9 protein-coding genes and 1 pseudogene are annotated in these 13,806 nt (G+C 71.4%); 5 read left to right on the top strand and 5 right to left on the bottom strand.

Features of this window, described 5'->3' with window-relative positions:
• Nucleotides 1-26 precede the first annotated feature (26 nt).
• Nucleotides 27-768, top strand: a pseudogene (locus ACZ43N_RS29735) (VOC family protein).
• Between the two features lies 1 nt (nt 769).
• Here ACZ43N_RS29735 and ACZ43N_RS29730 read toward each other — a convergent pair.
• Nucleotides 770-1,597: a TetR/AcrR family transcriptional regulator gene (locus ACZ43N_RS29730; RefSeq protein ID WP_468101893.1), complete on the bottom strand. Its 828-nt coding sequence runs from the start codon at nt 1,595-1,597 to the stop codon at nt 770-772.
• An 88-nt stretch (nt 1,598-1,685) separates the two neighbouring features.
• Between ACZ43N_RS29730 and ACZ43N_RS29725 the strand changes: the two genes are divergently transcribed.
• The 4 genes from ACZ43N_RS29725 (at nt 1,686) to ACZ43N_RS29710 (ending at nt 7,112) form a co-directional block, all read left to right on the top strand.
• Entirely contained in the window at nt 1,686-2,702 is a 1,017-nt protein-coding gene (locus ACZ43N_RS29725; RefSeq protein ID WP_468101890.1) for an ATP-binding cassette domain-containing protein, read from the top strand.
• A gap of 50 nt (nt 2,703-2,752) precedes the next feature.
• Nucleotides 2,753-3,574 carry an ABC transporter permease gene (locus ACZ43N_RS29720; RefSeq protein ID WP_468102070.1) on the top strand — a complete coding sequence of 274 codons (822 nt, stop codon included), beginning with the start codon at nt 2,753-2,755 and terminating at the stop codon, nt 3,572-3,574.
• Between the two features lie 169 nt (nt 3,575-3,743).
• Complete coding sequence (locus ACZ43N_RS29715) at nt 3,744-5,276, top strand: cellulase family glycosylhydrolase (protein WP_468101888.1); 1,533 nt, start codon at nt 3,744-3,746, stop codon at nt 5,274-5,276.
• A 228-nt stretch (nt 5,277-5,504) separates the two neighbouring features.
• Complete coding sequence (locus ACZ43N_RS29710; protein ID WP_468101886.1) at nt 5,505-7,112, top strand: alpha/beta hydrolase; 1,608 nt, start codon at nt 5,505-5,507, stop codon at nt 7,110-7,112.
• Between the two features lie 91 nt (nt 7,113-7,203).
• Here the strand turns inward: ACZ43N_RS29710 and serC are convergent, their stop codons facing one another.
• From serC to ACZ43N_RS29690, 4 genes are all read right to left on the bottom strand, one after another.
• Complete coding sequence (serC, locus tag ACZ43N_RS29705) at nt 7,204-8,322, bottom strand: phosphoserine transaminase (RefSeq protein WP_468101884.1); 1,119 nt, start codon at nt 8,320-8,322, stop codon at nt 7,204-7,206.
• Between the two features lie 10 nt (nt 8,323-8,332).
• Nucleotides 8,333-12,031: an NACHT domain-containing protein gene (locus ACZ43N_RS29700; RefSeq protein WP_468101882.1), complete on the bottom strand. Its 3,699-nt coding sequence runs from the start codon at nt 12,029-12,031 to the stop codon at nt 8,333-8,335.
• Between the two features lie 132 nt (nt 12,032-12,163).
• Nucleotides 12,164-13,435: a cytochrome P450 gene (locus ACZ43N_RS29695; protein WP_468101880.1), complete on the bottom strand. Its 1,272-nt coding sequence runs from the start codon at nt 13,433-13,435 to the stop codon at nt 12,164-12,166.
• The gene (locus tag ACZ43N_RS29690) at nt 13,416-13,763 is read right to left on the bottom strand and encodes a DUF742 domain-containing protein (RefSeq protein ID WP_468101878.1); all 348 of its coding nucleotides are present in this window, start codon (nt 13,761-13,763) and stop codon (nt 13,416-13,418) included. Before ACZ43N_RS29690 ends, ACZ43N_RS29695 begins: the two co-directional genes overlap by 20 nt.
• Between the last annotated feature and the right edge of the window lie 43 nt (nt 13,764-13,806).

The raw sequence follows: 13,806 nt of genomic DNA, 5'->3' as shown, positions 1-13,806 counted from the left end.
GTCAGGGGCCGCATAGGATCACCGGTATGGCGCTGCGACCCGTTCATGTGATCGTCAAGGCCGTCGACGCCTCGGTGGTCGGCCGGTTCTGGGCGCAGGCGCTCGGCTGGACCGCCTACAGCCCCGGGGTGGCCACCTACGTCGGGCCCCCCGGCGGTCTCGTCTGGCCGCATCCGGTCGCCGTCGGGGTCGACGTGGTCCCCGTGCCGGAGCGCAAGTCGCCGACGAAGAACCGGGTGCACCTCGACCTCGCCACCACCTCGGCAGCCCAGCAGGCGGAGCTGGTCGCGCGTCTGCGGGCGCTCGGTGCGACGCCCGCAGACGTGGGCCAGGACGACGTGCCGTGGACGGTCCTCGCCGACCCGGAGGGCAACGAGTTCTGTGTGCTGGAGCCCCGGGAGGTCTACCGGGACACCGGGCCGATCGCCGTGGTGGTCGTCGACTGCGCGGACCCCCGGGCCATGGCCCGTTTCTGGGGCGAGGCGAGTCGACTGGGCTCTGCACGAGGTGACCGACGACCATGCGGTGCTGCGCTCGGCCCAGGGGGTCGGCCCGTATCTGGAGTTCCTGCGCACGCCCGGCGTGAAGACCGTGCCGGACCGGGTCCACCTCGACCTGCTGCCGTATCCCGGTGACGACCAGGCGGCGGAGGTGGACCGGCTGCGGGCCCTCGGCGCCACCGACCTCGACGTCGGCCAGGGCGACGTCCCGTGGACCTGCCTCGCCGACCCGGAGGGCCACGAGTTCTGCGTCCTCGCCCCGCACTGATTCAGCCCGCCACGCCCCCGCCTGCGGCGGCGTTCCTGCCCTCGCCCTCACCCACGGCGCCCTTGTCCGCGCCCCGCCGGGTCACCAGCACCTCCAGGCCGTCCAGGATCCGCTGGAGGCCGAACTCGAAGTGGTCGAAGTCCCGGCCGAACGCGTCCTCGGACAGTCCGGCCAGCATCGGATAGCGGCCGGACGCCATGAACTTCTCCAGCATGGGGGCCTGTGCCGCCCAGAATTCGGCGTCGGTGAGCCCGGTCCGGCGTTCCACCTCCGCCTCGTAGAGCTGGGTGCGGGCGGCGCCGACCACATAGCCGTCGATCGCGATGATCGCGGAGACCAGCTCGGGGTCGGTCAACCCCATGGACTTGATCCGGGAGAGGACCTTCTCCATGCCGTCGAGCGCGCCGGGCCCGAGGATCGGCCGGGTCTGGTTGACCTGGAGCAGCCACGGGTGGCGGCGGTAGAGGGCGAGCGTCGCCCGGCCCAGCGCCTCCAGCGCGGACCGCCAGCCGCCGTCACCGAGGCCGGCCGGATCGTCGGAGGGCCGTTGCACCCGGTCGAGCATCAGGTCGAGGAGTTCGGCCTTGCCGGGTACATAGCGGTACAGCGACATGGTGCCGGTCCCCAGTTCCGTGGCGACCCGCCGCATCGACACGGCCTCCAGCCCCTCCGCGTCGGCGACCCGGACCGCCGCCTCCACGATCCGCTCCAGCGTCAGCCCCGGTTTGGGCCCCCGGCTGGGACGCCGCCCGGTGTCCCACAGCAGTTCGAGCGTACGGACGATGTCGCCGCTGCCGCTGGTCTCCGTACCGCTCTCGCCCCTTGTCATGCGCCCGAGTTTAAGCCCCCGGGAAAAAACTGAGTACGACGTACGCGAATTAGGGTACGGTGTACTCAGTTCTAGCGAAGGGGGACCCGTGAGCGAGGGAAACGGCGACAGGTACGCGGTACGGGCGGAGGGCCTGGAGAAGCGGTACGGCGAGAAACGCGCGCTCGACGGCTTCGACCTGGCCGTCCGCGAGGGCACGGTCCACGGCCTCCTCGGTCCGAACGGCGCGGGCAAGACCACCGCCGTCCGCATCCTCTCCACCCTGGTCAGGCTGGACGGCGGACGGGCGACGGTCGCCGGTCTCGATGTGGCCCGGCGGCCCCGTGAGGTCCGGGCGAGGATCGGCCTCACCGGCCAGTACGCGGCGGTGGACGAGGTGCTGACGGGGCGGCAGAACCTGGAGATGTTCGGCCGGCTCTTCCATCTGGGCGGCCGGAAGGCCAAGCTGCGCGCGACCGAGCTGCTCGACCAGTTCGACCTCGCCGACGCCGCCGACAAGGGCGTCGGCAAGTACAGCGGCGGTATGCGGCGCCGTCTGGACCTCGCCGCCTCGATGATCCTCGCCCCGGCCGTCCTCTTCCTGGACGAGCCGACCACCGGCCTCGACCCGCGCAGCCGGGGTGAGGTCTGGGACTCGGTGCGGGCGCTGGTCGCGGGCGGCACGACCGTCCTGCTGACCACGCAGTACCTGGAGGAGGCCGACAAGCTGGCCTCTCGCATCACCGTCATCGACCAGGGCCGGGCCATCGCGGACGACACCCCCGACGGCCTGAAGAACACCGTGGGCGGCGACCGCGTCGAGGTCGTCGTGGCGGACCGCGCCGACATCCCGCGCGCGGTGAAGGTCGTCGCCCGCGTGGCCGACGGCGAACCGGAGTCGGACGAGACCGAACTGCGCGTGCACGCGTCGGTGACCGACCGGGTGAACGCGCTGACGGAGGTGGCCCGCACGCTCCAGGAGGAGGGCGTCGCCGTCGAGGACATCGGTCTGCGCCGGCCCAGCCTGGACGACGTGTTCCTGCGGCTGACCGGACACCGCACCGAACCGCCCGGGGAGCGGGACCCCTTGAAGCCCGCGTCGCAGCCGAAGGAGGCCGCCGCATGAGCACCGGCATCAGCCCGGGTACCCGTCCGAGCGCCGGCTCCGGCGCCGGCATCAGCGCCCTGGACCTCACCGACCGCCCCGTCCGCGGCCGTACGTCCTGGCTGCTCGCCGACGTCGGGAACATCGTCGGCCGCGGCCTCACCCACTACCGGCGCCAGCCGGTCAACATCGCCTGGCAGCTCGGCTTCCCGATCCTGTCCGTCCTCCTCTACGGCTATGTCTTCGGCAGCGCCATGCAGGTGCCCGGTGGCGGCGACTACCGGGACTTCCTGATGCCGGGCATGTTCGCCATGACGATGGCCTTCGGGTTCATCAACACCGCGACCCTCGTGGTCCACGACTCGACCAAGGGAGTCATCGACCGCTTCCGCTCCATGCCCATGGCGCCGTCGGCGGTGGTCGCCGGGCGCGGGGTGACCGATCTGCTGGTCGCCTGCGCGGAGTTGGCCATCATGATGCTGACGGCCCTCGCGATGGGCTGGCGCCCCGACGCGGGTCCCGGCTTCCTCGCCGCGTTCGGTCTGCTGCTGTGGCTGCGGTTCGCGCTGATCTGGATCGGGGTCTGGCTCGGCCTCCTGGTGCCCAACCCGGAGGCGGCTGGCGGCCTCTTCGTGGTCGCCTTCCCGCTGACCATGATCTCCAGCATCTACGTGGCCCCCCAGCTCATGCCCGACTGGCTCGGCTGGGTCGCCGCCTGGAACCCGCTCTCCTCCACGGCGGCCGCCACCCGTGAACTGTTCGGGACCCCGGTCGGCGGTGGTGACTCCTGGGTCGAGCAGCACGCGCTGCTGATGGCGGGCGTGTGGCCGGTGGTGATCACGCTGGTCTTCCTGCCGTTGGCGGTGCGGAGGTTCAAGAAGCTGAGCCGCTGACGTACGGCACGCGGGTACGGTCTGCGGGTCGCACGGTGAGGGCGTCCGGCGCACAACGGTGCGTCGGACGCCTTGACGTGTTCATGTGACCTGTCTTCCATGGGGGGTGCGGGTGGTGGGAGCGCTCCCACCTGTTCCGGGCCCCGCCTCCCGAGGAGGAAGCAGCGTCATGTTCCGCAGCTTACGGAGAACCCTGGGCGCCCTGTGCGCGGCCGCCGCCGTGCTGGTGCTGCCACTGGCCGGCGGCGCCCAGTCGGCCGCCGCGGCCGAGGCCGCCGCCGGTGCCGGCTACTGGCACACCGACGGGCGCCAGATCCTGGACGCGAACAACCAGTCGGTGCGGATCGCCGGCATCAACTGGTTCGGCTTCGAGACCACCAACCACGTGCCCCACGGCCTCTGGTCCCGCGACTACAAGAGCATGATCGACCAGATCAGGTCGCTGGGCTACAACACCCTGCGCGTGCCCTACAGCGACGACATCCTCAAGCCGGGCACCATGCCCGACAGCCTCAACTTCTCCGACGGCAAGAACGCCGATCTGCGCGGTCTGACCTCGCTCCAGGTCCTGGACAAGATGGTCGCGCACGCCGGGCGGAGCGGTCTGAAGGTCATCCTCGACCGGCACCGCCCGGACGCGGCGGGCCAGTCGGCGCTCTGGTACACCTCGGCGGTCCCCGAGTCGACGTGGATCGCCAACCTCAAGGCACTGGCGGTCCGTTACAAGGGCGACTCCACCGTCATCGGTATCGACCTCCACAACGAGCCGCACGACCCCGCCTGCTGGGGCTGCGGCGACACGGCCAGGGACTGGCGTCTCGCCGCCGAACGCGCCGGCAACGCGGTCCTCTCCGTCAACCCCGACCTCCTGGTCCTCGTCGAGGGCGTCCAGTCGTACAACGGCGTCTCGGGCTGGTGGGGCGGCAACCTGATGGGCGTGGCCGACCACCCCGTACGGCTCGACGTGCCCAACCGGCTCGTCTACTCCGCCCACGACTACGCCACCAGCGTGGCCCAGCAGAGCTGGTTCAGTGACCCGAACTTCCCCGCCAACATGCCGGGCGTCTGGGACCGTTACTGGGGCTACATCTTCAAGCAGAACATCGCCCCCGTCTGGGTGGGCGAGTTCGGTACGACCCTCCAGTCCACCGTCGACCAGCGCTGGCTGGCCGCCCTGGTGACGTACCTCCGCTCGACCTCGACGTACGGCAACGACTCCTTCCACTGGACGTTCTGGTCCTGGAACCCCAACTCCGGTGACACCGGAGGCATCCTGAAGGACGACTGGCAGACCGTCGACACGGTGAAGGACGGCTATCTGACGAGCGTCAAGGCGCCGGGCTTCCCACCGGGCGGCGGCTCGGGCGATCCCGGCGACCCAGGTGACCCCGGCGGCGGGGCGCCCTCCTGCGCCGCCGTCTACACCGTCAGCAGCGACTGGGGCGGCGGCTTCAACGCCGAGGTGAAGGTGACCAACACCGGGACGACCGCGCTCAAGTCCTGGAAGGTCACCTGGACCTGGAGCGGCTCCCAGAAGGTCACGAACATGTGGAACGCGACGTACACCCAGACCGGATCGACGGTCACCGCGACGAACGCCGCCCACAACGGCGCTCTCGCCGCGGGCACTTCGGCGACCCTCGGTTTCGGGGGCGCGCCCGGGGGCGGAGGTGTGCCGAGCGTGAGCTGCGCGGCGACATGAGACGGGGGCGCCCGGTGACCGCCGGGCGCTCTGTCGAAGGGCCGGCTCGCCGATGTCCCGGATGGGCCAAGTCGCCTTTTCTGTGGGTAATTTGAGGGTTTCCAATGACTCAATTCAGTCAAGTCTTGGTCGAATCTGCTGATGCGCGGCGCGATCTTCGGGAACCATGCGGCACGGGCCGCGTACCTCGCGGACCTGGAACCCCCCTCACTGTTCAGAGAGAACTCCATGAAGAGAAGCGCAGCCGTGTTCAGCGGCGCCACCGTCGTACTGGCCGGGACGCTCGCAGCCGCCCCCGCCAACGCCAGCGCGCCGCACTCCGTGAACACCGTGCAGGCCGCCGCCGCGAAGGTCTCCTGGAAGAAGTGCGCCACGGACAGCGCCCCGACGATGCAGTGCGCGTCGGTCAAGGTGCCGCTGGACTACGCCAAGCCGGGCGGGAAGAAGATCACGCTGGCGCTGTCACGGGTGCCGCACACCGCGAAGAAATACCAGGGCCCGCTGCTGGTCAACCCCGGCGGCCCCGGCGGCAGCGGCCTGTCGCTGGCCGGTTTCGTGGCCGGCTCCCTGCCCAAGGCCGTCGCGTCCCAGTACGACGTCATCGGCTTCGACCCGCGCGGCGTGGGGGCCAGCAAGCCCGCCCTGAACTGCAAGCCGGGACACTTCAACCCGGTGCGCCCGGACTCCGTGCCCAGCACGCCGACGCTCGAGAAGGCCAACCTCGACCGAGCCCAGTCCTTCGCCGCGGCCTGCGCGGCCAAGTACAAGGACGTCCTGCCGCACATCAACACGGCCAACGCCGTGAAGGACATGGACGCGATCCGCAAGGCGCTCGGCGCCAAGAAGATCAACTACTTCGGCTACTCGTACGGCACCTACCTCGGCGCCGTCTACGCCAAGCAGTACCCCGAGCGCGTGCGCCGCGTGGTGCTGGACTCCATCGTCGACCCGACGGGCGTCTGGTACGAGGACAACCTCGACCAGGACTACGCCTTCGACAAGCGCCACAAGGCGCTCATGAAGTGGATCGCCAAGAACAACGCCACCTACAAGCTCGGCACCGACCCGGCCAAGATCGAGGCCGCGTGGTACGCCATGCGCGCGGACCTCGCCGAGAAGCCCGTGGGCGGCAAGGTGAAGGTGGGCGCCTCCGAGCTGGAGGACACCTTCATCCCCGGTGGCTACTACAACGGCTACTGGCCCACGCTCGCCGAGGCGTTCGCCGCCTACGTGGGCGACAAGAACGCCGAGCCGCTGGTCGAGGCGTACCAGAACATCGCCGCCGTCGACGCCTCCGGCGACAACGGCTACAGCATCTACACCGCCGTGCAGTGCCGTGACGCGTCCTGGCCGCGCAAGTGGAGCACGTGGCAGAAGGACAACTGGGACGTCTACAAGAAGGCGCCCTTCATGGCCTGGAACAACGCCTGGTACAACGCGCCGTGCGCGTTCTGGCCGACCAAGACCCTCAAGCCGGTGAACGTCGCCAACTCCAAGCTTCCGCCGGTGCTGCTGTTCCAGGCGACGGACGACGCGGCCACCCCGTACCAGGGCGGCCTCACCGTCCACAAGCTGCTCAAGAACTCCAGCCTGGTCGTCGAGCAGGGCGGCGGCAACCACGGCATCTCGCTGAGCGGCAACTCCTGCCTCGACAAGTACCTGGCGACCTACCTGAGCAACGGCAAGGTGCCGCACGGCAAGGGCCAGATCGACGCCGTCTGCAAGAAGCTGCCGGACCCGAAGCCGCAGGCCGCGCAGAAGATGTCGGCGCAGTCGGGTGCGTCCACCGCGACGGGCGGTGCCGCCCTGCACGGCATCCTCGGCTTCCGCGGCTGATTCCGTACGACACGGGCAACACCCCGCAGGACGACACGAAGGGCGCCCGGTGACCGCACCGGGCGCCCTTCGGCGTCGTACCGCTGAACGGCTAGAGCTTCTCGATCACGTAGTCGACGCACTTGGTGAGGGCCTCGACGTCCGCCGGGTCGATCGCCGGGAACATCGCGACGCGCAGCTGGTTGCGGCCCAGCTTGCGGTACGGCTCGGTGTCGACGATGCCGTTGGCGCGCAGGACCTTGGCGACGGCCGCGGCGTCGATCTCGTCGGCGAAGTCGATCGTGCCGATGACCTGGGAGCGCTTGGCCGGGTCCGAGACGAACGGCGTCGCGTACTTCGACTCCTCCGCCCAGCTGTACAGACGGGTCGAGGAGTCCTTCGTCCGGGCCGTGGACCAGGCGAGACCGCCCTGGCCGTTGATCCACTCCAGCTGCTGGTTCAGCAGGAACAGCGTGGCGAGCGCCGGGGTGTTGTACGTCTGGTTCTTGCGCGAGTTGTCGATCGCCGTGGGCAGCGAGAAGAACTCCGGGACGTGCCGCCCGCTCGCGTGGATCCGCTCGGCGCGCTCGATCGCGGCCGGGGAGAACACGCCGATCCACAGGCCGCCGTCGGAGGCGAAGGACTTCTGCGGGGCGAAGTAGTAGACGTCGGTCTCGGCGATGTCGACGGGCAGACCGCCGGCGCCGGAGGTGGCGTCGACCAGGACGAGCGCGCCCTCGTCGGCACCGGACACCCGCCGGATCGGGGCGGCGACACCGGTGGACGTCTCGTTGTGGGTGAAGGCGTAGACGTCGACGCCCGCCTCGGCGACCGGCTCCGGGTGCGTGCCGGGGTCGGAGGAGACGACGGTCGGCTCGGCCAGCCACGGGGCCAGCTTGGCGGCCTTGGCGAACTTCGAGCTGAACTCGCCGAAGGTCAGGTGCTGGCTCTTGTTCTCGATCAGGCCGTGCGTCGCGACGTCCCAGAACGCGGTGGAGCCGCCGTTGCCGAGGATCACCTCGTAGCCCTCGGGGAGGGAGAACAGCTCGCTGATGCCCTCGCGCACCTGGCCGACCAGGTTCTTCACCGGGGCCTGTCGGTGGGAGGTGCCGAGCAGGGAGGTGCCCGTCGCGGCCAGCGCGTCCAGCGCCTCCGTCCGCACCTTGGAGGGGCCAGCGCCGAAACGTCCGTCGGCGGGCTTGATGTCAGCGGGGATCTGGATATCAGCCACGGGTGCGAGCCTATCGGCTCCGCGAAACTCGGGCGAAACGTCGTCCGTCGGATGAGACGGGGGCCGAGTCGGGGTCGATGTCCCGGGCCCGGTCGCTCATCTGGTCCCAGAAGCGGCGCATCCCCGCGACCGGCACCTCGCGCTGCCAGGGCGCCTCCCGCCGGAACCGCAGCGAGGCCCACGCCCGCGGCTGCCACTTCTTCAGCATGTCCCGCTGGTGCAGACAGAAGACCTCACTGAACTCCATGCGCAGGCTCTCCACCTTGGCCGGATACGGGCACATCTTCAGCCGGCAGTCGTCCGTGCAGTTCGAACCCGGCTGCGCCGCGCGCTCCGCCCCGCGGACCGGGTTCAGCCGCGTACGGTCCCTGCGGACGCACGACGGCATCTGGGTCGGCTCACGCGCGCACAGCTCCAGGATGCGGAACGCGTCCTTCGGGCGGTGCGACCGCTCACCGAGCACCATCAGCAGCAGGACGTCCGCGAGCAGCTGCTGCGCCCTCGGATCCAGGGTGCTCCAGCCGGTGGACGGCGGTATCCACAGGTTGTGGGCCCGCTGCTCGCCCGGCAGCCCCACCTCGGTGCCGATGCAGGAGGCCATGGACGCCTCGTCGATCCACAGGAACCGCTCCGGCCGCCGCGTCTGCAGGGCGCGGACCGCCAGCTTCGCCGCCCCCGCCACCAGCGGATGCTCCGTGCGGCCCCCGCCGCCCAGCGCCAGCCACTCCCGCACCTGACCCCGGGGGTCCGAGCCGGGACCGCGGATCGGCTGGTCGGCGGTGACGTCGTCGGGCAGGCTCCACAGCGTCAGGGCGTGCAGCAGCGTCAGCCGCGTGTACCAGAAGCTGCTCTCCTTCAGCAGCTCCTGCGCCTGCTTGACCAGGAACTCCCGGGCCCGGCGGTTCGTGCCCGGCCCCGGACGCCGGTTGGCGGCGTACTTGAACCCCTGCGCCAGCGCCACGCCCAGTCCGACGGGCGCGCCGGGCCCGTCGTCGTGGATCGGAGCCCCCGCCCCGCGCGACGCCACCCGCACCCAGTTGTCGAGGTCGTCACGGGGACTCGCCTGGCGCCGGGCCATCATCGACGAGTCCACGAGCAGCGGCAGCAGCCAGGCGCGCATGGCGTTGCAGCTCCATCTGCCCTTCTCCGCCAGCGCCTCCTCCTCCGCCGCCCGGCGCTCCTCCCGCTCCCGCTGCTCCGCCAGGTCCCACCCGAACGAGCGATGCCCGTCCACCTCGTCCGGCGACGGCGTCACCCGGCCCGCCCGGCACCGGCGTGGCCCGGCCTCGACGGCGGCGCACGCCTCGGCGAGCCTGCGGCACAGCGCCTGGTACGCCGGTTCGCCGCCCGCGCCCACCTCCTTCACGAGCGCCTCACGCACCCGGCGGTCCGTCTCCTTGCGGCCGATCCTGAACATGACCTCGTACACTGGGTACGCCGGATGCTCGTCGCCCGGCGCGCGGCTGCGCACGGCGGCCAGCCGGCGCACGGCCGTGCCGCACTGCTTGACCAGCGCGAGCTTCGCCTCCCGCAGCCGCGCGGGGTCCTCGTTCCGGCCGAGCCGGTGCCAGTCCCGCTCGATCTCCTTCACGAGGTCCTCCTGCCGGGGCGCGATCCCGACACTGTCGATCTCCACGGCCGCGCCGTAGCTCTCCAGCGCCCGCAGCCGGGGACCGTCACGGTCGTCCAGCACACCCTGGTCGCTCTGCCGCCCGACCGTGTGCGAGGCGCCGGCCGCCTCGGTCAGCAGGTCCTTGGCCTGCGCGGTGAGCAGCCCCCGCATCCGGTCGACGGGACAGGTCTGCCGGCCCGTCCCGGAGGATCCGCACACGCACCGCCCCTTCCGGGACCGGGAGTACAGGGTGAGCGCGATGAGCAGTTCCCGCCCGCCCTGCCGCAGCGCCCGGGCGATGTGCGCGTCGGGCGAGGGGGCCGGGGCGGCCTGCGGGCTCACCGAGCCCGGGGGTTCGAAGATCTCGTCCAGGAACCGGGAGCCGAGATACGCCTGCACGATGCTGTGCTGGAAGCGCACCTTGTCGCCGTTCTCGTGGACCAGCCCCATCCGCGTGGCCCAGGTCGCGGCGATCCTGATGTCGACCCTGGGCCCCACCCACCAGTCGGCGCCGCCCGGTGCCTCCTGGCAGGGGTGCTGGGCCACGGTCCAGGGGGCGCCGCGCCGGAGGGCGTACGTCCGCGGGCGCCACCGCAGCTCCGCCATCCGCCGGTCCAGTTTGCGGGCGACCCGCCGGTTCCACTCCGTGTTCTGCCCGGCCCGCACCCCGAAACCCCGGCCCCCCGGCGCGCCGTCCGCCTCCCCGAGGGCCGAGCCCAGCTCCCCGAGGCCCACGTCGGCACTGTCCGAGGCCAGCCCCACGCACGCGAGCGCCGAGACGTACTCCACCACCGCCAGCCTCGTGTCGTGGTCGATGGGCAGCTCGGGGTGGACGTATCCGTCGATGAGCGCGTGGATCCACGTTTCCATCAGCTCCGCCCGCAGCCTCCAGCTGTCGTAGAGCAGGAGGTCCTGATCACCGCCGCCGTCCCACAGGGGTTCCAGCAGGTCCTTGGCGTGCAGGTCCTTGGCGATCTTCAGATAGATCGGGGACTCCGCCATGTCGGCGGCCTCCACGATGCGGTCCAGCACGGTCAGGTCGGCGCGCCAGCTGCCGCTGCTGGCGATGTACCGCAGCGCCGCCTCGTTGCTCAGCGGCTCCAGCTCGGACACGGCCGCCTGCATCGCGCGCAGCGGGTCGTGCGGCCGTGAGGCGATGACCAGCGGCAGGCCCTCCTCACCGGCCCTGCGGATCGCGTCACGGATCAGATTGTCCCGGCGGCCGCTCATGTCGTCCTCGGCGAACGCCTCCTCCAGGCCGTCCGCGAGGACCACGATCCGGTCCGCCCGCTGTCTGAGCCACCGCCAGATCCGGTCGACCTCGCCCTCGGACCGCACCTTCGCCCGCACGATCTCCCGGAACCGGGCGAGCGCCAACTCGTCGAAGTCCAGCGGCTCGTCGCCCTGGACGTCCCGCAGCCGCACGGGGATGGGCACCGCCCCCACCGCGGCGAGCTTCTGGGCCAGCCGCACCAGCAGCGCCGTCTTGCCGACCCCGACGCCCCCGACCACGACATGAGGCCGCCGGACCTTCTTGTCGTTCAGGTTCCTCATGATGGCGTTGCAGAGCTGGTCGCGTCCGACGACCTCGTCCATCAGACTCCCGGCCGTCTGCACCAGCCGCCCGGGCACGTGCCGGGCCTGGTACGTGCAGAAGCGGCGCACCTGCCAAAGGCGCCAGGAGAGGAAGAGGATGGTGGACGCCGAAAGCAGCAGGATCGGCATGGCCACGCCCGTCACCGCGTCGCACGCGGCGGCGTTGTTGTTCTCCTTCCTGCCGTTCCCCTGGCACAGGTCGTGCGGTCCGAAGCCGTTCACCAGCGAGGTCTTGCCGATGAGGTCCACCACCGCGACGAAGCACCAGGCGAGGAGCCCCGCCGTCAGCAGGCCCATGAGCGCCACCAACGCGGTCGTCCACGGCGGGTTCCACCACCGCCCGGCACGCGTCACGCCCCGGTGCAGCAGCCAACGGCCGCGCAGATGCCAGAAGACGGAGACGAAAGGACGTCGCAGACGCGCCCGGACCTCGTGGAGAGCGCCGGCCTGCGGTGGCCCCGTGACGATCTTGACCTTGTGCGGGTGGAGTGCGTATCCCATCGACCACCACTCCGTCGGCTCGGCCGGGATCGGCCGGGGGCCGACGCTTCCGGGCGCGGATGTAGGGGCGGAGGGATCCCTGCCTTCAGTTCACCAGCAGGCGACCGACCCCGCCACTCGACGCGGCACGGGTCACCGGCCGCCGACCGCGGGCGACGGCGAGAACCGCACCGGCAGTTCCACCAGCCCCCGCAGCCAGGGCGAGGGCCGCCGGGTGAGGGCCTCCTCCGGTACGGCGAGGTCCAGGTCCGGCAGCCGGTCCAGGACGACCTCGATGCCGGTCCGCGCGATGACCTCGGCGATCTCCCGCGCCGGGAACGGGCAGCGGTGCTCGCCGTGTCCGAAGGAGAAGTGCGCGTTGTTGCCGCCGGTGAGGGCGGAGCCGGGGGTGCGGACGCGGGGGTCGGAGTTGGCACCCTGGAGGCCCAGGACGACGAGGTCGCCGGCGCGCAGGGCACGGCCGCCGAGCCGGGTGTCGCGGGTGGTCCAGCGGCCGGCCGCGTTCTGGACGGGGGCGTCCTCCCACAACACCTCGTTCATGGCCTCGGCCACGCTGCTGCGCCCCCCGAACAGGGAGGCCGCGAAACGCTCGTCGGTCAGCATCAGCCGCAGCGAGTTGCCGATCCAGTCGGTGGTCGGCTGGTGTCCGGCCGCCAGCATGACCGTCACGTCGTGCGTGACCTCCTCGACGGAGAAGCCGTACGCGGGGGCGTTCGCCAGCAGCCGGGACACCACGTCGTCCGCCGGACGCCGCCGCCGCTCCGCCACGAGCCGCGTCATCGCCGCCGTCACCTCCGCCTCGGCGGCCCGTGCCCGGCCCTGGCCGTCGAGGATGTCGGTCAACGCCGTGACCAGGGCAGGCCCCTGCTCCTCGGGGAACCCGAAGAGGTAGGCCAGCACCCGGACCGGCAGCAGTGCCGCGTACTGCGCCACGAGGTCGGCCGTGCCCGCCCCGCACACCGCGTCGAGCAGCTCGTCCGCGAACCGCTCGGCATGGCCGCGCAGGGCGAACGGGTCGACCGCCTCCAGCGCCTCGCCGAGCAGCTGAGCGCGCCGCCGGTGCCGTTCGCCGACCGAGCCGAGGATCGACGGCTGTTCCCTGCTGATCACCGGCAACAGCGGCCAGTCGGCGGGGATGTCCGGCCACTGGTTCCACAACCCGGAGTCTCTGCTGAACAGTTCCGGATCGCTCGTCACCTGGTGCAGTTCGCGGTAGCCCAGCACCAGCCATGCCGGTACGCCCCCGTCGAGCAGCACGGGGACGACCTCGCCGTGCTCGCGCCGGAGTTCGCGGTACAGGGCGGCGGGGTCAAGGCGGAAGCGGGGGCCGGTGAGGGGGACGGGGACGGGGGCGGGTCCCGGCGCCCGGCCGTCACCGTCGTGCTCAGAGGTTGCGAAGTCCAACTAGTACCTGCTCCAGGATGTCCAGATCGATCAGCGTGGCCTTGTGCGGGTGCCGGGCACTGACCCGGCCCGCGGCGAGGAGGTCGGACAGCAGCACCTTGGTGATGCTCACCGGCAGCGCCAGCCCGGCGGCGATCTCCACGACCGCCGTGGGGCGTTCCGTCAGCCGCAGGATCGCCGCGTGCTCCGACTGCATTCCCGGTACCGGCCGCGACTCGGCCGTCACCAGGGTGACCAGGTCGAAGGGGGTGCCGGGCGCGGACCGGCTGCGTCCCCCGGTGAGGGTGTACAGCCGGTCGGGCAGGTCGTCCCTGCCGGGCCGGCTCATGACGTACGGGGCGCCAGAGCCGTAGCCGAAGTAGCCGAGGTGG

The organism is Streptomyces sp. NPDC030814 (assembly GCF_055572155.1).
The sequence above is the reverse complement of the archived record's forward strand: the minus strand, read 5'-3'. Positions and strand labels throughout refer to the sequence as shown.

Coding starts and splice junctions, on each gene's coding strand:
- ACZ43N_RS29715 (WP_468101888.1), top strand. CDS start 3,744: ATGTTCCGCAGCTTACGGAGAACCCTGGGCGCCCTGTGCGCGGCCGCC.
- ACZ43N_RS29690 (WP_468101878.1), bottom strand. CDS start 13,763: ATGAGCCGGCCCGGCAGGGACGACCTGCCCGACCGGCTGTACACCCTC.
- ACZ43N_RS29730 (WP_468101893.1), bottom strand. CDS start 1,597: ATGACAAGGGGCGAGAGCGGTACGGAGACCAGCGGCAGCGGCGACATC.
- ACZ43N_RS29700 (WP_468101882.1), bottom strand. CDS start 12,031: ATGGGATACGCACTCCACCCGCACAAGGTCAAGATCGTCACGGGGCCA.
- ACZ43N_RS29710 (WP_468101886.1), top strand. CDS start 5,505: ATGAAGAGAAGCGCAGCCGTGTTCAGCGGCGCCACCGTCGTACTGGCC.